23 protein-coding genes are annotated in these 24,085 nt (G+C 57.0%); 14 read left to right on the top strand and 9 right to left on the bottom strand.

All coding sequences use genetic code 11. The features are described 5' to 3' along the window. Positions 1-183 precede the first annotated feature (183 nt). The gene (locus BM316_RS07270; protein WP_090207695.1) at positions 184-642 is read left to right on the top strand and encodes a hypothetical protein; all 459 of its coding nucleotides are present in this window, start codon (positions 184-186) and stop codon (positions 640-642) included. 4 nt (positions 643-646) lie between these two features. Next, positions 647-1,033 (top strand): cell division protein ZapA, encoded by a 387-nt coding sequence (locus BM316_RS07265; protein WP_090205841.1) that lies wholly within the window; start codon positions 647-649, stop codon positions 1,031-1,033. Between the two features lie 63 nt (positions 1,034-1,096). On the opposite strand, the gene grxD is transcribed toward BM316_RS07265, so the two are convergent. The 3 genes from grxD to purL form a co-directional block, all read right to left on the bottom strand. After that, positions 1,097-1,456: a Grx4 family monothiol glutaredoxin gene (gene grxD / locus BM316_RS07260; protein ID WP_090205839.1), complete on the bottom strand. Its 360-nt coding sequence runs from the start codon at positions 1,454-1,456 to the stop codon at positions 1,097-1,099. A gap of 115 nt (positions 1,457-1,571) precedes the next feature. After that, complete coding sequence (locus BM316_RS07255; protein ID WP_090205836.1) at positions 1,572-1,802, bottom strand: BolA/IbaG family iron-sulfur metabolism protein; 231 nt, start codon at positions 1,800-1,802, stop codon at positions 1,572-1,574. 100 nt (positions 1,803-1,902) lie between these two features. Beyond that, the gene (gene purL / locus BM316_RS07250) at positions 1,903-4,062 is read right to left on the bottom strand and encodes a phosphoribosylformylglycinamidine synthase subunit PurL (RefSeq protein WP_090205833.1); all 2,160 of its coding nucleotides are present in this window, start codon (positions 4,060-4,062) and stop codon (positions 1,903-1,905) included. Between the two features lie 374 nt (positions 4,063-4,436). Here purL and BM316_RS07245 point away from each other — a divergent pair, with 374 nt between their 5' ends. Beyond that, positions 4,437-5,555: a Hint domain-containing protein gene (locus BM316_RS07245; RefSeq protein ID WP_090205831.1), complete on the top strand. Its 1,119-nt coding sequence runs from the start codon at positions 4,437-4,439 to the stop codon at positions 5,553-5,555. Positions 5,556-5,567: 12 nt separating this feature from the next. On the opposite strand, the gene BM316_RS07240 is transcribed toward BM316_RS07245, so the two are convergent. Next, positions 5,568-6,476 carry a LysR family transcriptional regulator gene (locus BM316_RS07240; RefSeq protein ID WP_090205827.1) on the bottom strand — a complete coding sequence of 303 codons (909 nt, stop codon included), beginning with the start codon at positions 6,474-6,476 and terminating at the stop codon, positions 5,568-5,570. 156 nt (positions 6,477-6,632) lie between these two features. Between BM316_RS07240 and BM316_RS07235 the strand changes: the two genes are divergently transcribed. From BM316_RS07235 to BM316_RS07190, 10 genes are all read left to right on the top strand, one after another. After that, entirely contained in the window at positions 6,633-10,049 is a 3,417-nt protein-coding gene (locus BM316_RS07235) for an indolepyruvate ferredoxin oxidoreductase family protein (RefSeq protein ID WP_090205824.1), read from the top strand. 128 nt (positions 10,050-10,177) lie between these two features. Beyond that, positions 10,178-10,990, top strand: coding sequence for a glutamate racemase (murI, locus tag BM316_RS07230; RefSeq protein ID WP_090205821.1), 813 nt, complete (start codon positions 10,178-10,180; stop codon positions 10,988-10,990). Between the two features lie 38 nt (positions 10,991-11,028). Next, the gene (argC, locus tag BM316_RS07225) at positions 11,029-12,057 is read left to right on the top strand and encodes an N-acetyl-gamma-glutamyl-phosphate reductase (RefSeq protein WP_090205817.1); all 1,029 of its coding nucleotides are present in this window, start codon (positions 11,029-11,031) and stop codon (positions 12,055-12,057) included. Then, complete coding sequence (gene ccmE, locus BM316_RS07220; protein ID WP_090205814.1) at positions 12,054-12,524, top strand: cytochrome c maturation protein CcmE; 471 nt, start codon at positions 12,054-12,056, stop codon at positions 12,522-12,524. Before argC ends, ccmE begins: the two co-directional genes overlap by 4 nt. 44 nt (positions 12,525-12,568) lie before the next feature. Continuing rightward, positions 12,569-13,180: a holin-associated N-acetylmuramidase gene (locus tag BM316_RS07215; RefSeq protein WP_090205810.1), complete on the top strand. Its 612-nt coding sequence runs from the start codon at positions 12,569-12,571 to the stop codon at positions 13,178-13,180. Further along, positions 13,171-13,662, top strand: a complete 492-nt coding sequence (locus BM316_RS07210; protein WP_090205809.1) for a holin family protein — start codon at positions 13,171-13,173, stop codon at positions 13,660-13,662. Before BM316_RS07215 ends, BM316_RS07210 begins: the two co-directional genes overlap by 10 nt. Further along, positions 13,652-13,855, top strand: coding sequence for a hemolysin XhlA family protein (locus tag BM316_RS07205; RefSeq protein WP_090205805.1), 204 nt, complete (start codon positions 13,652-13,654; stop codon positions 13,853-13,855). The genes BM316_RS07210 and BM316_RS07205 overlap by 11 nt, the downstream gene beginning before the upstream one ends. A 76-nt stretch (positions 13,856-13,931) precedes the next feature. Beyond that, a complete protein-coding gene (locus BM316_RS07200; RefSeq protein ID WP_090205802.1) occupies positions 13,932-15,905 on the top strand; it encodes a heme lyase CcmF/NrfE family subunit in 1,974 nt (657 codons plus the stop codon). Continuing rightward, entirely contained in the window at positions 15,902-16,342 is a 441-nt protein-coding gene (locus BM316_RS07195; protein WP_090205800.1) for a cytochrome c-type biogenesis protein, read from the top strand. Before BM316_RS07200 ends, BM316_RS07195 begins: the two co-directional genes overlap by 4 nt. 71 nt (positions 16,343-16,413) lie before the next feature. Beyond that, positions 16,414-17,190, top strand: a complete 777-nt coding sequence (locus BM316_RS07190) for an enoyl-CoA hydratase-related protein (RefSeq protein WP_090205797.1) — start codon at positions 16,414-16,416, stop codon at positions 17,188-17,190. On the opposite strand, the gene BM316_RS07185 is transcribed toward BM316_RS07190, so the two are convergent. From BM316_RS07185 to gltX, 4 genes are all read right to left on the bottom strand, one after another. Then, on the bottom strand, positions 17,175-17,690 hold the full coding sequence (locus BM316_RS07185; RefSeq protein WP_090205795.1) for a DUF2087 domain-containing protein: 516 nt from the start codon (positions 17,688-17,690) through the stop codon (positions 17,175-17,177). The genes BM316_RS07190 and BM316_RS07185 overlap by 16 nt on opposite strands. Positions 17,691-17,859: 169 nt before the next feature. Then, entirely contained in the window at positions 17,860-18,363 is a 504-nt protein-coding gene (locus tag BM316_RS07180; protein WP_165606550.1) for a GNAT family N-acetyltransferase, read from the bottom strand. 40 nt (positions 18,364-18,403) lie between these two features. Further along, on the bottom strand, positions 18,404-19,699 hold the full coding sequence (locus BM316_RS07175; protein WP_090205792.1) for a citrate synthase: 1,296 nt from the start codon (positions 19,697-19,699) through the stop codon (positions 18,404-18,406). 89 nt (positions 19,700-19,788) lie between these two features. Beyond that, a complete protein-coding gene (gltX, locus tag BM316_RS07170) occupies positions 19,789-21,183 on the bottom strand; it encodes a glutamate--tRNA ligase (RefSeq protein ID WP_090205789.1) in 1,395 nt (464 codons plus the stop codon). An 80-nt stretch (positions 21,184-21,263) separates the two neighbouring features. Between gltX and BM316_RS07165 the strand changes: the two genes are divergently transcribed. After that, positions 21,264-23,339 (top strand): ComEC/Rec2 family competence protein, encoded by a 2,076-nt coding sequence (locus BM316_RS07165; RefSeq protein ID WP_311135659.1) that lies wholly within the window; start codon positions 21,264-21,266, stop codon positions 23,337-23,339. On the opposite strand, the gene lexA is transcribed toward BM316_RS07165, so the two are convergent. Further along, positions 23,333-24,019 (bottom strand): transcriptional repressor LexA, encoded by a 687-nt coding sequence (lexA, locus tag BM316_RS07160; protein WP_090205786.1) that lies wholly within the window; start codon positions 24,017-24,019, stop codon positions 23,333-23,335. The genes BM316_RS07165 and lexA overlap by 7 nt on opposite strands. Between the last annotated feature and the right edge of the window lie 66 nt (positions 24,020-24,085).

Raw genomic sequence — 24,085 nt, 5'->3', positions numbered from 1 at the left:
ACAGCCTCCAAGATCAAGCACGTCAGCTAAGTTCCTCATTTTTCAAAGGCCATGCCGTTTGCGAGACCGAAAGCCTTCGCTTAGGCTTTGAACAGACAGGCACGATTCGTCCTTTTTGGACCGAACGCAGATAAAGCGGTCCCACAGCGTATGTGGTCTTTAGAACCGCAAGAGGATTCGAAGATGAGCGACATCAATAGTTTGGAAAACCGGATCACTGCGGCGCTCGACAGGATCAGTCGCGGTTTGGATGCCAGACCGCAGAACGGTGGCGGTGATGTCGAAGCCTTGCAGGCAGCATTGGAGAACGAACGTCGCAACAACGCCGAGTTGACCGAACGGGTCAGGCTTTTGAAAGAACGCCAGGATGGTCAGGTCGCTGCACTTTCGGATCGGGTTGAGACACAGCGCAGCCAGCTAGGTGCCCTGGATGCACAACTGCAGACACTGCGCGCGTCAAACGAGCAGCTTCGCGAGATGAATGCCAGATTGCGCGAAACCGTGACCGCAGGGCTTGCGCCTGACCTGCAGGAAGCGGCGATAGCAGTTGAAGTCAGAGCCATGGAAGCACAGCGCGCCGCCGACATCGCAGAGATGGACGCGATTATTGCCGAACTCAAACCCCTGATTGCGGAGGCTTAGGACAATGCCACAAGTCGAAATTAATATCGGGGGACGCACGTTCGAGGTTGCCTGCCAGGAAGGGGAAGAGCCCTTCCTTCACTCTGCCGCGCAGATGCTTGATGTCGAGGCACAGCATCTAGCAAGCCAGATCGGGCGCGTGCCAGAGGCGCGGATGCTGTTGATGGCCGGCTTGATGCTCGCTGACAAGACAGCGGGACTTGAAGATAAGGTGCAGACTTTGGAGCAGGAAGCAGGCGAACTTCGGGCTGCGATTGAAACCTTGAAGGCACAGCCTGCGCCCGCGCCGCAGCGGATCGAAGTGCCCGTCATTCCCATCGAAGTCAGCGAGGCATTGGCCGAGATTGCCGCGCGCGCTGAATCGCTGGCCGCAAAGGTCGAAGGTCAGTAGCTGGAATCAAATAAAAAAGGGGGCATGGCCCCCTTTTCTCAGCTCTAATTCGCTGGCCAAGATCTAGCTGTTGGCTTCGCGGATCTTGTCAGCAGCATCCTTGTCAAAGTTGACACCGTTTTCTGCAAACAAAGTATCCAGTTCGCCTGACAGGGTCATCTCCGTGATGATGTCGCATCCGCCAACAAACTCGCCCTTCACATAAAGCTGCGGGATTGTTGGCCAGTCGGAATAATCCTTGATCCCCTGACGGATTTCGTCGTCAGCCAGAACGTTTACGTCGGTGTAATCCACACCCATGAAGTTCAACACGCCCGCAACACGCGAAGAGAACCCGCACTGAGGCATCGACTTGGTGCCCTTCATGTAGAGAACCACGTCATTGGTTGCGACGGTGTCTTTGATCCTGTCTTGTGCGGTCATTTCTGAAGTCCTTTACGTGTGCGTGTGGGCGTGCTCCGCACGCGGATTGGTTGGCGTGCTGGCGGAATGAAAAGATAGAACGGGCCCAAGAGGGCCAATAAGAAAGCTCTCAGCATCATTCTGGCGCCCGTGTCGTGAGGCCAAGGGCGTGGATTTCGCCGCTATCGACCTTCGGTTTGATGATCGCCATCACAGAGCGTTGCTGCTGGATGCGGTTCATGCCACGGAAACTTTCGTCAATCACGAGCCCCTGGAAATGGACACCATCATCACCTTCGATCTGGATAGTGGCGTTGGGCATTTTTTCGCGAATGAGCGCTTCGATGTCACGTGCAGAGATGGCCATTTGATTTCCTTTGACGTCCTGCGCTCAAGTTAGGCACGCACCGCCGGTTGGACAAGTGGATTGCCTCCGGCGGGGATATTTTGGGGCCAATAATGGGCCATTAAGCGACGGCCTGCGCAAAAGACGTGCGATAGATTTCGCGCAATTCATCAAGCGGCGCGCTTTGGCTGCCGAATGTGATCTGATCGCCCGCAACCTTGCCGATCGTGGTCAGCGTGACACCGGCCTGGTTTGCCGCAATCATCAATGCTTCTGCCTGATCAAAGTTACAGCCGATCAGATAGCGCCCTTGATCTTCACCAAAGAGGGTGGGGGTGTCTTCAACGTCGAGGGTCACACCAACATCGGCTTTTTCGGCCATCTCGAAGGCTGCGAGCGCAAGGCCGCCATCGCTGAGATCGGAGCAGGCCTTGATCAATGCGCAGTTGGCACGGATGAAATCGCCGTGTGCCTTTTCGCGGTCCAGATCAACCGGTGGCGCGTCACCTTCGGCGCGGCCGTAAACCTCTGCAAGAATGGCAGACTGCCCCAAGTGCCCCGCCGTTTCGCCCAAGAGCAAAAGCAGATGCCCATCGCGCAAATCGCCTGTGATCATCTGGTCCGGATGGTCAATCAAACCGACAGCACCGATGGTTGGCGTTGGCAGGATCGCCGCACCGTCAGTCTCATTGTAAAGCGAGACATTGCCGGAGACGATTGGCATATCGAGCGCCTTGACTGCCTCGCCGATGCCTTGGATCGCACCGACAAACTGCCCCATGATATGCGGCTTTTCAGGATTGCCGAAGTTCATGTTGTCAGTCGTGGCAAGCGGCCGCGCGCCAACGGCCGTCAGGTTGCGGTAGGCTTCGGCGACGGCCTGTTTGCCACCTTCGACCGGATTGGCTTTGACGTAGCGCGGGGTCACGTCGCTTGTGAAGGCAAGCGCCTTGTCCGTGCCATGGACACGCACGATGCCGGCACCCGCACCGGGGATGCGGGCGGTGTCACCCATGACCTGACAGTCATACTGTTCATAGACCCATTGTTTTGCCGCATAGTTCGGACTGCTGATCAGGGCCTTAAGCCCGTCGATGGGCATGACATTCGGCACATCGCCAAGTGGTTCGGCGGCAGGGGTCGGTTCCCAAGGGCGATCATATTCTGGTGCTGATCCAGACAGCGTCGCTAGAGGCAGATCAGCCCAGACCTTGCCTTGATGTTCAATAATGAAACGGTCCTCGGCAATTGTCTCGCCGACAATGGCGAAATCGAGGTCCCATTTCTCGAAGACAGCGCGGGCTTCGGCCTCAAGCTCTGGCTTGAGGACCATGAGCATCCGTTCTTGGCTTTCCGAGAGCATCATCTCATAGGCGGTCATGTTCTCTTCGCGTTGTGGGACAGCGTCGAGGTTCAGGCGCACACCAAGGCCGCCCTTATCGCCCATTTCCACAGCAGAGCAGGTGAGGCCAGCCGCGCCCATGTCCTGAATGGAAATGACAGCGCCAGTGGCCATCAACTCAAGGGTGGCTTCCATCAAACGCTTTTCGGTAAAGGGATCGCCAACCTGCACTGTAGGGCGCTTTTCCTCAATCGTATCGTCAAACTCCGCAGACGCCATGGTCGCCCCGCCAACACCATCGCGCCCCGTTTTCGCGCCGAGGTAGACAACCGGCATCCCGATCCCTGAGGCCGCAGAATAGAAAATCTTGTCAGCATCTGCGAGACCGGCGGCAAAGGCGTTGACCAGACAGTTGCCGTTGTATGCTGGATCAAAACGCACCTCGCCCCCGACAGTCGGGACGCCGAAGCAGTTTCCGTATCCGCCGACACCTGCAACGACGCCATTGACCAACTGGCGGGTCTTGGGGTGGCTCGGCTCGCCAAATGACAGCGAATTCATTGCAGCAATCGGTCGCGCCCCCATGGTAAACACATCGCGCAGAATGCCACCCACACCGGTTGCGGCCCCCTGATAGGGTTCGATGTAGCTGGGGTGGTTGTGGCTTTCCATTTTGAACACAACAGCCTGACCATCACCGATATCGACGACGCCTGCATTCTCACCCGGACCGCAAATCACCTGCGGGCCTTCTGTCGGAAGTGTGCGCAGCCACTTCTTTGATGACTTGTAGGAGCAATGCTCGTTCCACATCGCTGAGAAGATGCCAAGCTCGGTAAAGGTCGGTTCGCGCCCGATGATGTCAAGGATCCGCGCATATTCATCCGGCTTGAGGCCATGGGCTGCGATCAGGTCTTCGGTGATGGCTGGCTCTTGCATGCGTGTCCCTTTGGCTGCTTGCGCGATGCTTTAAGCGATGGGGGGCAGCGGGGCAACGGCTTTGCCGCATCCGCCTGTGCAAAACATCTGTGCAAGTCAGATGTGCGGTAGGCAAAAAAAAGCCGGGCATAAAGCCCGGCAAAGTCCAACAGGGAGGTTGAAGGGCGAGCGCGTAGCATCAGCGCCTTCGAAACAGGAGATAGGGCCTGTTATTTGTGCAATCAAGAAATAAGCGCCTGATGTGGCGCAAAGCCGCTATGTATGTGGTGCATGGCTGGGGTAGCTCGCTTCTTTGACCGACCCGTAAAAGTATTGATCGGAGGCGTCGAATTCGATACGGCTAAAGCCAGAGAGAGCAGGGATGACTGAATTAAATGGCTGATTTTGATACACGATATTTTGCCCGCGTTGACCAACCAACAGCCGGCAATGCTGCGCTCAATCTTAAGAAACTGTCAAATGAGCCTGTTATCGAAATTGAGTTCGTTCCGCTTTCGTCGAGTGGCGACCTTACACTCGAAACAGACGGTGACCCACTCACAGCAGACATCGATCCTGACACACGCGTAAATGTGTATGAGTTCAATTCAGTGACGGGTGAATTTGAACTCGTTGGGACTTATACGTTTATCTATGAATTTACGGGTGCCCTGCCGACAAACCAGTCTAGCGGTGCGGGATTCATACCGAACGACCTGCTTCCTCCAGCGGTGCCGCAGCCTCTCGATGCTACTGTGGTCACTATCATCGGCTACAACGGCGATACGCGGGCAATGTTTCTGCCTGACTTTGATGCCACGCTGGCGCAGATGGAGGGCTTCAAGCAGGGGCGGATTGATCTAGATGGAACAAACACGACGAATAAGAACGTTTGTTTCGTGAAAGGTGTTTTGCTGGAAACACCTCACGGGTCGAGAAAAGTTGAAGACTTAACTACGGATGATGTTCTTCTGGGCCGCGATGGAAATCATCTACCAATTGCCTGGATAGGAAGGTCTTCTGTTGAGATGATCGGTTTCGATCTCGAGAATAAGCCGGTTTTGTTTAGTCAAGGTTGCTTGGGGCCGAACTCGCCGCAAAGCGAACTAGCTGTTTCTCCCCAGCATCATCTGGTTCTGAGTGGCGATATTGTTCGGCAAATCTTCGAAGCTGATGAAGTCCTTGCCCCCGCCAAAGGGCTCACCGGCCTGCCAGGCGTCCGTGTGATGAAAGGCAAGCGTTCGGTGGAATACTATCACGTCATGCTGGCCCGGCACGAAATCATTACGGCGCAAGGCATCCAGACTGAATCCTTCTACCCCGGTCCGACAGCGGTGCGGATGCTGACACCCGCGCAGCGCGCGTCGCTATTTGCTGTGGTGCCTCCCTTGAAAGACGACCCGGAAAACGGCTACGGCCCGACCGCGCGCAAAAAAATCACCCGGCGCGAGGCAGAAAGACTGGTCGAGGCGATCCTGGCTGACCGGAAAGCAAAAGCCATCGCAGCAGAATGATTTTATGCGCCGCTACTCGGCGGCGCTGGCGTCCCTGATTCTCCGGCGATGCGCAAAGATTTCATCCTGCACGAAATCCCTGAACGCGCTGATCCGCTTGGATTGCCGCAACTCTTCGGGATAGGCGAGGAACACAGGCACTTCGCCGCTTTCCAGATCGGGGAGGACCCGAACAAGGTCCGGGAAATCCTCGGTCACATAATCCGGCAGGACACCGATCCCGATTTTGTTGAGGATTCCCTGCAGCACTCCGAAGTAGTTATTTACGGTGAAGGTATGCGGAATATCCTGGGTCAGCAGGTGTTGCACCAGCGTAGCACCGGCAGAAACCTGAATTGAATTCGGGCTTTGGCAGATCAAACGGTGCTGGCCCATGTCGGCAAGTGTTTGGGGCGTGCCATATTTCTCAAGATAGTCCGGTGATGCGTAAAGCCGCATCCGCACAGACATAAGCCGCTTGCGAATGAGATCGGCTTGGCTGGGCTCTTTCATCCGGATCGCGACATCGGCCTCGCGCATCGGCAGATCGAGGACGCGCTCTTCAAGCATCAGATCAATTTTGAGATCGGGATATTGCTCATAGAGTTTCGGCAGGCGCGGTGCGAGCCATAAGGTGCCGAAACCTGTCGTCGTTGTGACGCGTAGCTCGCCGAAGACTTCTTCTTCACTGTCGCGGATGCGGGCGGAGGCAGCCTCAAGCCGTCGGTTCATGCTTTTTGTCGCGTCGAACAGCAGTTCGCCCTGTTCGGTAAGAATCAGGCCACGTGCATGACGGTGGAAAAGCGTCGTATTCAGCGATTCTTCGAGGGCCCTGATCTGCCGGCTCACCGCAGATTGAGACAGGTGAAGCGTATCGCCGGCATGGGTGAGTGATCCCGCGTCTGCGACCGCGTGAAAGATTCTTAGCTTATCCCAGTCCATTTTTCCCCGGCTGACGTTCTGTTACCGTTATCATTTGAACAACATTACCTGACCGAAGCCGTTGAAAGCAAACTCCGATCTCACTGATTTTTGTCTTTGTAGGTCAGAGCCTTTGACCTAAGATCGAGACAGGTTCAACCTGTTGGGAGGCACGGTGTGAGCAAGCACGAAATCTCATTGAACGACCGCTATGATCTGTCAAAGGATCAGGTTTTGCTGAATGGCACCCAAGCGCTTGTCAGGCTGATGCTGATGCAGCGGGCGCGGGATGCAGAGGCAGGGTTGAATACGGCTGGATATGTCACCGGCTACCGCGGGTCGCCACTTGGCGCTGTCGATATGCAGATGACCAAAGCCAAGGATGTGCTTGAACCCGCACAAATCCTCTTCCAGCCGGGGTTGAACGAAGATCTGGCTGCAACCGCGCTCTGGGGCAGCCAGCAGGCAGAGTTGCGCGGCGAAGGCAAATACGACGGCGTCTTTGGTCTGTGGTATGGCAAAGGACCGGGTGTTGACCGGTCCGGCGACGTGATGCGTCATGCCAATATGGCCGGCACCTCGCCAAATGGCGGTGTCATCATGGCCATGGGCGACGATCATACCGGCGAAAGCTCGACAACCTTGCATCAGTCCGACTGGGCCATGGTTGATGCTTATATGCCCATCGTCTCACCCGCCGGTGTGCAGGAGGTTCTGGATTATGGGCTTTACGCCTATGCATTGTCGCGGTTTGCAGGTGTGTGGGTGGGGTTGAAAACCATGAAGGACACGATTGAGGTCACCTCTGTCGTGGATGCCCGGCTTGACAGGATGTCCTTCGTGACGCCTGAGATCGAGATGCCTGATGGCGGGCTGAATATCCGTCTGGTCGATACGCCTCAGTTGCAAGAGGCGCGGATGATCGACCACAAGCGCTTTGCCGCAGAGGCGTTTGCACGGGCCAACAAGATGGACCAGCGCAAGTGGGGCAAACCCGGCGCAAAGATCGGTTTCGTGGCTGCAGGCAAGAACTGGCTGGATCTGCAGCACGCGCTTGCACTTCTCAACATTGATGAGGAAGAGGCAGAGCGCCTTGGTATCACGACCTACAAGGTGGGGCAGGTCTGGCCGCTGGACATGGCGTCATTCCATGATTGGGCGGAAGGGCTCGATCTGATTGTCGTCGTCGAAGAAAAACGCAAACTGATCGAGGTTCAGGTCAAAGAAGCCATCTTTGACGATCGTCAGGGCCGCCGTGTTTATGGCTGGCATAAGGGCGATGAACACTCCGAGGGGCGCCGCGAGGAGATTTTTCAGACCAAAGCCGACATCAATCCCATTGTCGTGGCAGAAAAACTTGGCGGGATCCTCGTGGAAGAGGGATGTGGCTCCGAAGGTGTCAAAGCGGGGCTTGAAACACTTGCCGAGGCACGTCGAGCCGACAACGCCCCCGAGATCGCGGCCCGCACCCCGTACTTTTGCTCAGGTTGTCCGCACAATTCATCGACAAAAGTCCCTGAAGGCAGCCGTGCCTATGCGGGCATTGGCTGCCATTACATGGTCCAATGGATGGACCGCGAAACCGTCGGCTTTACCCAGATGGGGGGCGAGGGGGCCAACTGGGTTGGTGAGGCACCATTTTCGACCCGCGATCATGTGTTCCAGAACATCGGAGATGGCACTTACAACCATTCCGGCGTTCAGGCCATCCGCTTTGCGCTGATGGCGGGAACAAACATCACCTACAAAATTCTCTATAACGATGCGGTCGCCATGACGGGCGGGCAGGGCAATGATGGTGGCCTCAATGCCGATCAGATCTGTCGCGAGGTCATGGCGATGGGTGTGCGCAACGTGGCCCTTGTCTATGACGAGAAAGAAGACGTTGATCTAGCGCTTTTCCCCAAGGGACTGGATGTGCATGAGCGGGCAGAACTCCAATCAGTGCAAGAGAAATTCAGCAAATACAAAGGCGTGTCCGTCATTGTTTACGTGCAAACATGTGCAGCTGAAAAACGGCGGCGTCGTAAGCGCGGGCAATTCCCGGATCCCGACAAGCGGGTTTTCATCAATACCGATGTCTGCGAGGGGTGCGGCGACTGTGGTGTGCAATCCAACTGTGTCTCGATCGTACCTGTCGAAACCGAACTTGGCCGAAAGCGGGCGATTGACCAGTCGTCTTGCAACAAGGATTACTCTTGCGTGAAGGGGTTCTGTCCTTCCTTTGTTACCATTGAGGGCGCGCAAGTCAGGAAGGAAGCGACGGCAGAGGTTGATCTGCCAGACCTGCCGATGCCACTGCTGCCTGCAATCCGCGGCACGCATAACGTCGTGATTACTGGCGTTGGTGGTACGGGGGTCGTCACCATCGGTGCTGTTCTTGCCATGGCTGCACATATCGACGGCAAAGGTGCAGGCATGATGGAGATGGCGGGTCTTGCGCAAAAGGGGGGTGCGGTGCACATCCATTGCCGCTTGGCCAACACACCGGGCGATATCAATGCAATTCGGGTAGCAACAGGTGAGTGCGACACCCTTGTCGGCGGCGATTTGGTTGTCTCGGCCGGTGCCAAAACCATTGGGTTGATGAAGACAGGGCGGACGCAAGCCGTCGTCAATAGCCATGAGATCATCACCGGAGAGTTTACCCGCGATACCGAATTCCGACTGCCAACAGATCAGCTCAAACTGTCGCTGGAGGCTCGGATGGGCGACGGCCTGGCCATGTTCGATGCGTCTGAACTGGCCAAGGCGCTGCTTGGGGACAGCATCTATTCGAATATGATGGTCTTTGGCGCTGCCTGGCAAATGGGTGCAATTCCAGTCACATATGACGCGATCTTGCGCGCGATTGAACTCAATGGCGCTGCGGTCGAGCGCAACAAGAAGGCCTTTGCGTTCGGGCGTTGGGCCTATCTGCATCCGCAGGATGCAAAGGACCTTCTTGCACCGAAAATCGTCCGCCTGCCGAAGTCACTCGATGAAAAGATCGCTTATCGCGCTGATCATCTTGTCGCCTACCAGAACAAGCGGCTTGCCAAGAAATACAACAAGATGCTCGCGCGGTTCGAAGATCCCGCACTGCGGGAGGCTGTCGCAAAGGGGTATCACAAGCTACTTGCCTACAAGGACGAATACGAGGTGGCGCGGCTGCTTTCTGCGACGAAGGACAAGGCAGAGGCCGAGTTTGCCGGTGACTTGAAGCTGACCTACCACCTTGCGCCGCCTATGCTGACCAAAACCGGCCCTGATGGCCGCCCGCTAAAGAAGGAATACGGGGCGCGCATGGCTGCGATGTTCCCAAGACTCGCCAAGTTCAAATTCTTGCGGGGCACGCCGTTCGATCCGTTCGGACGGACGGCGGAACGCCGGATGGAGCGTGCGCTGATCAAACAGTATGAGGCCGATATGGCCGAGGTCTTGCAGCAGCTATCCCCGGCTAACATGGAAACGGCCAAGGCCTTGGCGCTTTTGCCGCTGGAAATCAGGGGGTTTGGTCCGGTGAAAGAGGCAAACGAGCGCAAGGCAGCCAAGCGACGCGAAGCTTTGCTGGCTGAGCTGCGTCGTGGCGGTGAGCGGATCGCTGCGGAGTAAACGCTGCAGTCTTGGAGCGTGGAAAACCATGCATGGATTTCCTGAGCAAAGCGACGTATGTCTTCAGCTAATTGAGCAGAACGTGAGTCCTGCGTCTTCAATGGGTTAGAACACAAGGCACGAAAACCATGGCGGTTGGCATTTTTGATAGCGGTTTGGGCGGATTGACAGTGCTTGATGCTGTCGCCAAGCGACTGCCTGATCTGCCGCTCGTTTACATGGGTGATAACAGCCATTCGCCTTATGGTGTGCGTGACGCCGATAATATCTACGACCTGACGACCGCGGCTACACAACGTCTGTTCGATGCGGGGTGCGATCTGGTCATCCTGGCGTGTAACACGGCCTCTGCCGCGGCCCTGCGGCGGATGCAGGAAAGCTGGGTGCCGAAGGACAAGCGTGTCTTGGGCGTGTTTGTGCCGCTGATCGAGGCGCTGACAGAGCGTCAGTGGGGCGACAACTCTCCGCCGCGCGAAGTTGATGTGAATCATGTGGCGCTGTTTGCGACACCGGCCACTGTTTCGAGCCGGGCGTTCCAGCGCGAATTAGCCTTCAGGGCGATCGGTGTTGATGTCGAAGCCCAAGCCTGTGGCGGCGTGGTCGATGCAATCGAAGATGGTGATATGATCCTTGCCGAGGCGCTCGTCAAAAGCCATGTCGATGCGCTCAAGCGCAAGATGCCCCATCCGGATGCAGCCGTACTTGGCTGCACGCATTACCCGTTGATGGCGAAAGAATTTCAGGAGGCCCTCGGGCCTGACGTTAGGGTGTTCTCGCAAGCCTCACTGGTGGCCGAAAGTCTTGCCGACTATCTGGAGCGTCGTCCAGAGATGGTCGGGCCGGGGACGGAGTCGATGTTCCTGACGACTGGCAACCCGCAACAGGTTTCATCGCGCGCGACGCAGTTCTTGCGACGACAGATCACCTTTCAAGCGGCCTGAACCTTACAAAATTCATTCCTGTCAGAGGGATAAAGACTATGACCTATAACGTCGCCATTCTCGGCGCTTCTGGTTACACCGGCGCTGAACTTGTGCGCCTGATCGCGACACACCCAAGCCTGAAGATCGTCGGGCTGTCGGGGAACTCCAAGGCCGGGATGGCCATGGCAGATGTTTTTCCGCATCTGCGCCACCTTGATTTGCCAGACCTGACCACGATTGAGGATATGGACCTTGATGGTGTCGACCTTGTGTTTTGCGCTTTGCCACACGCAACATCACAGGCGGTCATCTCGCAACTGCCAAAGACGCTCAAGATTGTTGATCTTTCAGCGGACTTCCGGCTGCGTGATCCGGACGCCTATGAAAAGTGGTATGGCAAGCCTCACGCAGCGCCAGAGATGCAGAAAGAAGCGGTCTACGGGCTGACCGAATTCTACCGTGACGAGATCAGGGCGGCGCGTCTGGTCGCCGGGACCGGCTGCAATGCGGCGACTGGCCAGTATATTTTGCGGCCACTGATTGCCGCAGGTGTAATTGATCTCGATCAGATCATTCTTGATCTAAAAGCTGCAGTATCCGGGGCAGGGCGCAGTTTGAAGGAGAACCTGTTGCACGCAGAGCTGTCAGAAGGTGCGCATGGCTATTCGGTGGGTGGCACGCACCGGCATCTTGGGGAATTCGATCAGGAGTTCTCTGCTCTTGCCGGTCGTCCGGTCAATATCCAGTTCACGCCCCATTTGATCCCCGCCAACCGCGGCATTTTGGCGACGACCTATGTCCAGGGCGATCCGCAGACCATATATGCCACATTGTCTGCTGCTTATGCTGACGAGACTTTCATTGAGGTTTTGCCGATGGGACAACATCCGTCGATCAAACACATCCGTGCGTCGAACTTCTGCCACATCGGTGTGGTGGCTGACCGTGTACCGGGCCGTGCGATTGTGATCGCTGCTCTTGATAACCTGACCAAGGGATCGTCAGGACAGGCGTTGCAGAATGCCAACCTGATGCTTGGCTTGCCAGAAGAGGAGGGGCTGATGCTGGCCCCTGTGTTCCCATGACCGGTGGTTTCAAGAGCCTCAAGAAACGCCGCCGCGTTCAGGTGCTGTCGCTGGCGGGTGTTAGTCTGGCGCTTGTCCTTGTCCTGCTGTGGTTTCTGCCTGACGACAGTTTCCAGTTTTTCCGCTCTCCGAGCGAAGTTGTCGAAGCACCACCGCCACCCAATGAGCGATTCCGGATCGGCGGTCTGGTTGAAGAAGGCACACTGGTGCGGGGACAAGGCGAACAAGTCAGCTTCTCTGTCACGGATGGCGGTGCGTCTGTACAGGTCGTTTACACCGGCATCCTTCCAGACCTCTTTAACGAAGGTGAAGGAATGGTTGCGCAGGGAAACTACATCAACGGTCGCTTTGAAGCCGTTGAAATACTTGCAAAACACGACGAAACCTACATGCCCTCCGAAGTGGTTGATGCTCTGAAAGAGCAAGGCGTCTATGTGGCACCGGACGATACTGTCGTCACCAATTAACCTTTGACCGGCAGTGTTTGTCTCAGCTTCAAAGCGGGGGCAGCATGCAGACGGTTACACAGATTGCACAAGAAATCGTCGCCAGAGAGGGCGGCTTTGTTGATGATCCGGACGATCCTGGTGGCGCGACGAAATACGGTGTGACGATACACACTTTGCGCAGGTTAGGGCTGGACCTTGACCATGATGGCGACATCGACACCGAGGATGTGAAGGTTCTCAGTCGTGCCCGTGCCGTTTCGATCTTCATCGCGCACTACTTTCGCGCGCCGGGAATTGACCGGTTGCCTGAACCGCTTCAGCCGTCGGTTTTTGATATGTACGTCAATGCGGGATCCCACGCGGTTCGTATCCTGCAACGCCTTTTGGTGCAGATGCGGTTTAACGTAGCCGTCGATGGTGTCATTGGTCCGCAAACCGGCAGGGCGACCCATGATGCGATTGATGCCGCGCCGGACCATCTGGTTGATGCCTACGGGATTGCGCGGCGGAACTATTATTACGATCTGGCGCAGCGCCGTCCCGCAAGTCGGAAATACGCCCGCCGTCGTGATGGTGGAAAGGGTGGTTGGATTACGCGGGCAGAGGCTTTCATATCGCCGCGCTTTCACCTGACAGATGCAGAGCACCGTGAAAGGACTGCAACATGGGCATGATCACAGGACTAATGGGTTTTCTCTTTGGTGATGGTCGCAATGTCGTTGCAGATACGGTCACGGTGTTTCGGGAAAATGCGGAAAATGGCGCAGTCAGGGAGGCTGATGCGCGGTCACAAAGCCTGTCCCAGTTTGCTGCCGAGTTTCAGCACCAGCGCCGTGGGGTCTTTGACCGCTTCGTCGATGGAGTGAACCGCCTGCCACGGCCTGTTTTGGCATTGGGGACGATCTGGTTGTTCACGGAAGCGATGCGAAAGCCGGAAGAGTTTGCCGAGGCAATGGTCGGGCTGGCCGCGATCCCCGAACCCTTGTGGTGGCTCATGGGGGCTGTCGTGAGCTTTTACTTCGGTGCGCGGCATCAAGCCAAAGCGCATGAGTTCCAGAACCGTCTGACTGCGATTGTCGCACAGTCTGCTTCCCCAGCGTCATCAAAAGCAGACAACCCTGCCTTGGAAGAATGGCGTGCACGCAATGCAGACTGAATGGTCAGAGCGCGCCGAACGCCGGATCGCCGCGCTTGAAGTCCGCAATGCCGTCGATACGGTTCACCGCGAAAACGTATCTGACAGGCTCACAGCGATTGAAGATACACTGAAGTGGCTGGTGAGGTTGATTGTCGGGGGTTTGCTAATGGGGGTTCTTGCATTCGTGCTGCAGGGCGGTCTGGTTCCCTGAGGCTGCGCCAATTTGTATCGCGGAAGTGAAGGTCACGCTATGTTGCCTTCCGGCGGAATAGTCTATCTTGCGCCTCATGTTAGTAGAGCTCGGACATTTCGCTTTGATTCTGGCCTTTGGCGTTGCCATTGTTCAGATGATCGTGCCCCTGGTCGGGGCGCATCGTGGAAATATTGGCTGGATGTCATTGGCCGAACCGGCCGCGACAGTTCAGTTTCTTCTGACAGCTTTTTCATTCGCGGTGCTCACGTGGGCTTTCGTGACATCCGACTTCTCTTTGCAGCTCGTCTACACCAATTCGCATACCGACAAGCCGATGATCTACAAAATCACCGGTGTTTGGGGGAACCACGAGGGGTCAATGCTGCTCTGGATGGTGATCCTGACGCTGTTTGGCGCTTGCGCCGCATGGTTCGGTGGCGGTTTGCCAGCAAGGTTGCGGGCGCGGGTTCTGGCGGTGCAATCCTCAATCGCTGTGGCGTTCTTTGCTTTTGTGATCTTTACCTCGAACCCCTTCGTTCGGCTTGAGGTACCACCGCTGAACGGACGGGACTTGAACCCGCTTCTTCAAGACCCCGGCTTGGCGTTCCACCCACCGTTTCTGTATTTGGGCTATGTGGGCCTTTCGATGGCGTTTTCATTTGCTGTTGCCGCTCTGATTGAAGGGCGTGTCGATGCGGCTTGGGGGCGCTGGGTCCGGCCGTGGACGTTGGCGGCATGGATGTTCCTGACAGTCGGCATAGCGTTGGGATCGTGGTGGGCCTACTACGAGCTTGGTTGGGGCGGATTCTGGTTCTGGGATCCCGTCGAAAACGCCAGTTTCATGCCTTGGTTGATCGCGGCCGCTTTGCTTCATTCTGCCATCGTCGTTGAGAAGCGCGAGGCGTTGAAAAGCTGGACGATCCTTTTGGCGATCCTTGCTTTCGGGTTCTCACTGCTTGGTGCATTTATTGTGCGCTCTGGCGTACTGACATCGGTACATGCCTTTGCCAACGATCCCGAGCGCGGGATGCTGATCCTGATTATTCTGGCGATCTTCCTTGGCGGTTCGTTGACACTGTTTGCATTCCGCGCTGGCGCGATGGAGGCAAAGGGTGTGTTTTCGACGGTAAGCCGTGAGAGCGCCCTGATCCTCAACAACATTCTGTTGTCAGTGAGCTGTTTTGTGGTGTTCATCGGCACGATCTGGCCTCTGGTGGCTGAGATATTCTTTGACCGCACGTTGTCGGTGGGGCCGCCGTTCTTTGATGCGGCGTTTACCCCCTTCATGGTCGGCTTGGCGATTGTCCTGCCCATCGGGTCGATCATCGCATGGAAGCGTGGAACGTTTGAGCGTGCGACCAAGGCTACTGTCGGCTGGCTGGTGCTGGCGCTTGCGCTTGGTGCACTGGCTTACGCCATGCAGACAGGCAATTCGGCGCTTGGGCCAGTCGGTGTTGCACTTGGTGTCTGGGTCGTCGGTGGCGCCATTGCAGATCTCTGGTTGCGCAGTGGCCGCGGCGGTTTTGCAGATCGCCTGCGCCGGATCACCCGCCTGCCACGCGCGGACTGGGGCAAAGCAACGGCCCATATCGGTATGGGCGTCACGATCTTCGGGATCGCGGCCATGCTGGCATGGGAGCAAGAGGACATCCGTGTGGCGCAGATCGGCGATCAATGGACCGTCGGGCAGTTTGACTTTCGCCTTGACGATGTGCGCAATGAGCAGGGCCCAAATTACATCACGACGCTGGCCGATATCTCGGTCTGGCGCGGAGACCGGCAGGTCGGTGATCTTCACCCCGAGAAGCGGTTCTATCCTGTCGCAAACATGCCAACGACAGAAGCTGCGATTATCAACGGGGTTCTGCGTGACATCTATGTGGTCATCGGTGATCCTCAGGAGAATGGCGGCTGGGCTGCGCGTGTTTATATCAAGCCCTTTGCCAACTGGATTTGGGGCGGCGCAATCCTGATGGCATTGGGCGGATGTTTCTCTTTGACCGACCGTCGCTTGCGTGTCGGTGCTGCGGCGTCCAAGAAAGCACCAAAGGCGGTACCCGCAGAATGAAACGCTTGTTGATGGTCTTTGCCTTGTTGGCCGCACCGCTTTGGGCGGTCGAGCCTGACGAGGTGCTTGACGATCCGGTGCTTGAAGAGCGGGCACGTGAATTGTCCCAAGGCCTGCGCTGTCCGGTTTGTCGAAACGAAAGCATCGACGAAAGCAACGCGACCCTTGCCAAAGAGCTTCGGATTGTCTTGCGTGAACGGCTCGTCGCTGGTGACACCGACGAAGAGGCGGTTGACTTCATGGTTGCACGCTACGGCGAGTTTGTGCTGCTCCGACCAGACACCAGCGGGGCGAATATCGTACTGTGGCTGGCGGCTCCGGCCTTTTTGCTGATTGCATTGGGGATCGGCTGGACGGCAATTCGCAGCAAGCGCAGCACGCCGACGGCACTGACCGAAGCAGAACAGGCGGAACTGGATAAAATTCTGCGTTCGTGACGTCCGGTAGGGCTTTCCTGAACTGATCAGTTTACTACTGTATGGCTGACCACGACGTAAGGAACGCCACTATGGACTATCAGGCCATCACTCTTGTGATCCGCAACAATGTCGCTGTGATCACGCTGAATCGCCCTGACATGATGAATGCTCTCAACACGCAGATGCGTGCAGAGATTACACACGCGGTGAAAGCGGCCGAGAAGGATGCACGCGTGCTTGTCATGACTGGCGCGGGGAAAGCATTCTGCTCCGGTCAGGATCTGGGCGATGGCGGAAACGCCGCGAGCCTCGATCTGGAGCGCACATTGCGTGACGAGTATGTCCCGATGCTCAAGGCCATATTTGATTGCGCGATCCCGACGATCTCCGCCGTGAACGGACCGGCAGCCGGGGCAGGGGCGAACCTTGCGCTTGCAGCTGATGTGGTGATCGCGGCAGAAAGCGCGTATTTCGTGCAGGCGTTTACCCGCATCGGGCTGATCCCTGACGCCGGTGGCACCTATTGGTTGCCACGTCAGGTCGGTGCCGCAAAGGCCATGGGTGCAGCCCTGTTTGCAGACAAGATCATGGCGACCGATGCCGAGCGTTGGGGTATGATCTATGAAACTGCACCGGATGACGCTTTCGAGGACCACATTCAGGCGCGTGCTGCCCATCTGGCCCAAGGCCCCACAGTTGCCTACCGCGAACTGAAGTCTGCAATCCGTGGATCGTTCGAGAATTCACTGGACGACCAGTTGGCGCTTGAAGCGAAGCTGCAAGGTGTCTGTGGCAAGACCCGTGATTTCCAGGAAGGCGTCGTTGCCTTCCTGGAGAAGCGGAAAGCCGTTTACGAGGGGCGTTGAGACGCGATCAGATGCAAGGCCTCCGGTGGGGGTGTCTGCTCGATCCGGCGGTAGACGCTCCCATCGGTTGTGCGCTTGACCAGGCGATGCTCGACCATTGATCTGCGCAGGATCGCGTGATCCTTGAAGCTATGACGTGCCTTCAGGATGGCGTTGACCTCTTTTTCGGTCATATCCTGATTGGCTGGAAGGTCCGCCCAGAACACCCACAAGCACAAACCCTGCATCGATGTCTGCTTCGGCCAACGGGTCATGATGCCATTATCCCAAATCCGCAACGCCCGTTCCATGCGCTTTTTCTGCTCAGGCTCAAAGGACGGTTTGGTTTGCGGCGCAGCCGCTTTGAGATGTTGGAAGTTCTCGTAACCAGCCGCTTTGGCCACCAACCCGAGCATGGTCGCGTGGCCGGGCAGGTTGTCCTGTTGCTTTAAGGCATTGCGTAGGGTTTTGGTGAATTGCGACAGGTCGTCGATCGTAATTGCGATTGCTTCGCGTGCCATATCTCTGGCCTTTCATATTTGAAAGCCGGGCCCTGATAGTTTCAGGGTGATGGTCGCCCTTGTCGTCCGGCCTTATGAAAAGGTCAGCGATGTATCTTGCCAATATCAGGTTTAGCGGACCCTGAGACAGGGTTGGCGACGCCTTGGTGAACTGATGACCAAGGCCCTCTTAGCCCGTGCTGGCAGGGCGTGGCAAGGCAAAGTAGAGACTGTCAGACCATTCGCCGTTGATGCAATAGGTATTTTTGGCGCGCCCCGTCTCGTGAAAACCGAGTGATCTCAGGATACCGGCTGAACCTTCATTGCGAGGGTCAATGTCCGCCGTCAAGGCCGCAACATCTGTCACCTCGAAGAGGTAGGGAATGATTGCTGTCATTGCCTCTTTTACAATCCCTTGCCGCCAGAAATCAGGGTGCAGGATGAAGCCCACTTCGTCACCGCGATACATGCCTGCATTGCCGATTGCGCGGCCATCCATCTCGATCACAAAGTAGGTCAGCCGCTCTTGCGCGGCTGCCATTTGACGGCTCACTGCCTCTTGGGTGACGCCCAGATCAGCGTGAGGGGCTGTGGACCAAAAGCGCATTGCCTTCGGATCACCATAGATGGCGAAGAGGTCATGGACATCGCTTTGGCGTGCCGCGCGGAGAATCAGGCGAGGTGTTCTGAGCATCACCAAACAATAAGGCCGCCCGGAGGCGGCCTTAAAGCAGTTAACGCTTTTCGATGTCGACGTAGTCGCGTTCCATCTCGCCCAGATATAGCTGGCGTGGCCGCCCAATCTTGAGCTGTGGATCGTCCAGCTGTTCTTTCCACTGGGAAATCCAGCCCACCGTCCGTGCCAGCGCAAAGATAGGCGTGAACATCGAGGTCGGGAAACCCATCGCTTCGAGAATGATGCCGGAATAGAAATCGACGTTCGGGAAGAGTTTCTTCTCTGCGAAGTAAGGATCAGCGAGCGCCTGCTTTTCAAGCTCCTTGGCGACCTGCAGGATCGGATTGTTCTCGACGCCCAGAAGGTCCAGCACTTCGTCTGCCGACTGCTTCATCACTGTCGCACGCGGATCGAAATTCTTGTAAACGCGGTGGCCAAAGCCCATCAGGCGGAACGGATCGTCCTTATCTTTCGCGCGGGCGATGAATTCTGGGATGCGGTCAGGTGTGCCGATTTCCTTGAGCATCTCAAGACATGCCTGGTTCGCGCCACCGTGTGCGGGGCCCCAAAGACAGGCGATACCGGCAGCGATACACGCAAACGGGTTGGCACCAGAGGACGAGGCAAGGCGCACTGTCGATGTGGATGCGTTCTGTTCGTGATCGGCATGCAATGTGAAAATCCGGTCCATGGCACGGCTCAGGATCGGGTTCACATGGTATTCCTCAGCAGGAACAGCGAAGCACATGTGCAAGAAGTTTGCCGCATAGTCGAGGTCGTTGCGCGGATAGACGAACGGCTGGCCGATCGAATACTTGTAAGCCATCGCAGCAACGGTCGGCATTTTGGCAATCAGACGGATGGTTGCGACTTCACGCTGGTGCGGATCATTGATGTCGGTGCTGTCATGGTAGAAAGCAGACATGGCACCAACAACACCCACCATGGTCGCCATCGGATGTGCATCGCGGCGGAACCCACGGAAGAAGTTGTGCATCTGTTCGTGAATCATCGTGTGATTGGTCACGAGAGATTCAAACTTCTCGAGTTTCTCTGCAGACGGCAGTTCACCGTAAAGCAGCAAATAGCACACTTCGAGGTAATGCGATTTCGAAGCAAGCTGATCAATCGGATACCCACGGTGCAGAAGAACACCTGCGTCACCATCGATAAAGGTGATCGTGCTGTCGCAAGCCGCCGTCGAGGTAAAGCCAGGGTCATATGTAAAAACATCCGCCTGGCCATAAAGCTTGCGGATGTCGATGACGTCTGGGCCACCAGTCGGGGAGTGCACAGGCAAATCGTAGGTCTTGCCTTTGAGCGTGAGCTTTGCGGTATCAGTATTTTCAGCCATATTCTTCCCCTCTCGGACCTGCGCATGACAAATGGCGCAGGGGCATCTTCGTTACCCAGCGATCTGACAGAACGTCGTTTAGACAGGTCTCAGGCGCTGGCGTCCTTGAGCCGGGCGATGGTTTCATCCCGCCCGAGGACCAACATCATATCGAACACGCTTGGACTGACCGCGCGTCCGGCGAGGGCCGCACGAAGCGGTCCTGCGAGCTTGCCAAGTTTCATGTCATGAGCTTCGGCAGTGGATGCGACGGCCCCCTCAAGAGCGTCTCGGGACCAGCTAGCATTTTGCAGCTGCGGCGTCAATTCTTTCAGTATACCACGGGATACATCGTCGAGTTGCTTTGCCGCTTTCTCATCAGGCACAATAGGTCGTTCAGTTAGAACAAAGTGCGCCTTTTCAGTGAGTTCCGGGAAAGTCTTGGCTCTTTCCTTGAGGCAATACATCGCACGTAGCATCCCTTCGGCTTGTGTCTCGGTGAGCGCTGGTAGCGCTACCGATTTGCGAAAAGACTGTAGTTCTTGCAGCAGTGCAGCATCGTTAGCGACCGCGATGTGCTGTCCGCAGAGATTTTCGAGCTTTTTGAAGTCGAAACGGGCAGGTGATTTACCGATTCCCTCCAAGTTGAACCACTCCTTTGCCTCGGCGTCAGAGAAGAATTCATCGTCGCCGTGGCTCCAGCCCAGACGGGCGAGATAATTGCGCATGCCTGCCGCCGGATAGCCCATCGCCTGATATTCGGCAGCCCCGGTCGCGCCGTGGCGTTTGGAAAGTTTCTTGCCGTCTGGGCCGAAAATGAGCGGGATATGGGCAAGGGTCGGCTTGTCCCAGCCCATCGCCTCGTAGATCAGATTTTGACGAAACGCGTTGGCGAGGTGGTCATCCCCGCGAATGACGTGAGTGACGCCCATGTCATGGTCGTCCACGACCACAGCAAGCATATAGACCGGTGTGCCGTCAGAGCGCAGCAGGATCATGTCATCAAGCTGATCGTTGGCCCAGGTCACATCGCCTTGCACGGCGTCATGCAAGGTTGTCGATCCCTCGCGTGGTGCTTTGATGCGGATCACATAAGGCGCGTCAGGATGTTCGCTCTCTGGCACATCGCGCCATGGCGAGCGGAAGAGCGTCGACGTTTTCTCGGCACGAGCCTTTTCGCGGAAGGCTTCGATTTCTTCAGGCGTGCTGAAGCATTTATAAGCCTTGCCTGCGTCCAACAACTCATGGGCAATGTCGGCATGGCGCGCTGCATTGGCCGCTTGGCTGGATGGCTCACCATCCCAGTCAAGACCGAGCCACGTCAGACCATCAAGGATCGCCTGGCGGTTCTCATCGGTTGATCGCGCTTTGTCGGTGTCTTCGATCCGCAGTAAGAATTTTCCCCCGTTTCCGCGCGCGAACAGCCAGTTGAATAGCGCCGTGCGCGCGCCACCGATGTGCAGGGCTCCGGTTGGCGAGGGGGCAAAACGAGTGACGACGGACATGGCAATTAACCTTTCGCTAACCAGCTTCTCTTACGGTTTTGGCTTCGGTTGGGGATACGCAATGGCAAGGTGAAGAACAAGTGCGGGCGCTGCTGCAAAATACGCTCGACAGTCAGCGTGACATGTTTTTTGCGTGGGTGCCCATTTGCCTTGCGATCGGCATTGGTTTGTATTTCTGGCAGTATCGAGAAACGCAAACTCTGGTCGTGGTGGCGGGGTCGGCCTTAGCGACCGCCGCGGTATTGAGCCTTGGTGCGCTGCCCCTTTGGCTGCGGCCAATCATTGTCGCTGTAGCCTTAGTCATTGCAGGGTTTGCTGTCGCAAAGTGGCAGGCGGTTCATCTTGCCGCTCCGCAACTGACATTTCGTTACTACGGACCGATTGAGGGACGAGTGGTCGGGATAGACCGCTCGGGCAGTGATGCCCTAAGGCTGACGCTGGATCGTGTGAGGCTGTCCCGCCTTGCGCCTGAACGGACTCCGGCAAGGGTGAGGGTATCGCTGCACGGCGATCAACCGTTGAGCGCTTTTGCCCCGGGTGATCAGCTGATCTTGACCGGTCATCTATCACCACCGTCGGGGCCGGCAGAGCCCGGCGGTTTCGATTTTCAAAGACACGCATGGTTTCTGCAGATCGGCGCTGTGGGCTACACGAGGACGCCGGTGCTGCGCGCGGCTGTCGCTGATCGGCTGACCGTTCCGATGCGGATATTTCATTGGCGCATGGCGCTGTCACATGCGTTGCAGCGCGATTTGCCAGGGTCAACCGGTGGCTTTGCAGCCGCAATCATGACAGGTGACCGATCAGGAATCGCGCAAGAAACATTCGCGGATCTGAGGGCAGCAAACCTTGCACACCTTCTTGCGATTTCGGGTCTGCATATGGGGCTTCTCACGGGGTTTGTGTTTGCCTTGGTGCGCTACGGTTTGGCGCTTGTTCCGTATCTGGCACTGCGTCTTCCTGTGAAGAAGCTTGCCGCCCTTTGCGCGCTGTTGGCAGGCGCTTTCTATCTGGCGCTGTCGGGGGGGAACGTCGCCACAGAGCGCGCCTTTGTGATGGCGGCTGTCATGCTGGTTGCGGTCTTACTCGACAGGCGCGCGTTGACGCTCAGGGCCGTCGCGATTGCTGCTGTGATTGTCTTGCTCTGGCAGCCCCATGCGCTGCTTGGACCGGGGTTTCAGATGTCGTTTGCTGCAACGACGGCGCTCGTGGCGGTCTTTGGCTGGCTCAGGCGCTATGACCTGTCAGCGTGGCCGCGATGGTTGCGAGGTGGCTTGACCGTTGTCCTGTCGTCTTTCATCGCGGGCTTGGCGACGGCACCTTTTGCAGCCGTCCATTTCAACATGATTCCGCACTTCGGCCTGATCGCAAATGTGCTCAGCGTGCCCTTGATGGGGGCGGTCATCATGCCCGCTGGGGTGCTTGCGCTTTTGCTTGCGCCTTTCGATCTGTGGGCTCCGGCGCTTTGGGTCATGGGGCAGGGGCTGGGATGGATCCTGAATGTTGCGCAAACGGTTTCGGGTTGGGAGGGTGCAGTCAGCCATATCAAGGCCCCGGATCGGTTGGTCTTGCCGTTGCTGGGTGCGGGGCTGGTTGGTCTCGTCGCGTTATCAGGACGCTTGCGATTGGTTGCGGTGGCCTTGGTTGCACTGGCGTGTCTTCATTGGGCGCAAACTGAACGGCCCGATATTCTGATTGCGGATACCGGCGGGATTGTCGGGCAACTGACCCCGCAGGGGCGAGCTTTGTCACGTCCCCGCGGGGATGGATTTGTCGCGCAGATCTGGCTCGAAAACGATGGGGCGCCGGTTACACAAGAGGCAGCCGCACTGCGGGCAGGATTTCTTACAGAGGGACAGCGACTTGTCGCAGAAATCGGTCCATTTGAGATTTTGCAGGTGAGGGGGAAAACGGCCTTGCGCGGCTTGGAGGGCTGTGATGGTGCCGATCTCTTGATCAGCAACCAGCCCGAAATTGATGAGCGTAACTGCCCTTATTTCGACCAGCGCAAACTGAGGCAGTCCGGCGCGCTCGCGCTCTCGCTTACCACCGACGGTCAGCTACGCATCACAACCGCACGGCAAATCTCCGGGCGGCGGCTGTGGAATGAGGCATATGGTCAGCCACTTGAAGGCTTCACGCTTTCCCCTCAGTAAGTGCGGATGAGCCCCACCAGCCGGCCCTGTACCTTGACCTGATCATCACGGAAGACACGGGTTTCATAGGCGGGGTTGGCCGCCTCAAGTGCGATGGCGCTGCCATTGCGACGGAAGCGCTTCAACGTCGCCTCATGACCCTCGACCAGTGCAACAACGATATCACCATTGTCGGCGACCGTCGTTTCGCGGATGACGACCACATCGCCGTCATTGATCCCGGCGTCGATCATGGAGTCGCCTCTGACCTCAAGCGCATAGTGATCGCCTCCACCAAGCATCGACTGCGGCACAGAAACGTTCGTCGTCGCTTCGCTGATCGCTTCAATCGGGACACCAGCCGCGATGCGGCCCATCAGCGGAAGCTCGGTTGCGCCGTTGTCGACCGGCATCGCCTTGGGCGGGATGCTTTGCGGTTTGTCCCCTTCGATCACACGCGGGGTGAAACCTTTGCTTGATTGCATCGCCTCTGGAAGTTTGACGATTTCAAGCGCCCGCGCACGATGCGCAAGGCGACGAATAAAACCGCGCTCTTCCAAAGCGGTGATCAGACGGTGGATCCCTGACTTGGATCGCAGATCGAGGGCTTCCTTCATCTCGTCAAAACTTGGCGGCACCCCGTCGCGTTGCACACGCTTGTGGATGAACTCCAACAGGTCGAGTTGTTTCTTGGTCAGCATGGCCTGCCCTCATGTCAGTTTTGCTTATGTTCTATGCATGTTCTTGTTTTGTGTCAACTCAGACGT

Source organism: Yoonia litorea, from assembly GCF_900114675.1.
GTDB lineage: Bacteria > Pseudomonadota > Alphaproteobacteria > Rhodobacterales > Rhodobacteraceae > Yoonia > Yoonia litorea.
Note: the sequence above shows the minus strand (reverse complement) of the source record. Positions and strands in the feature narration are given on the sequence as shown.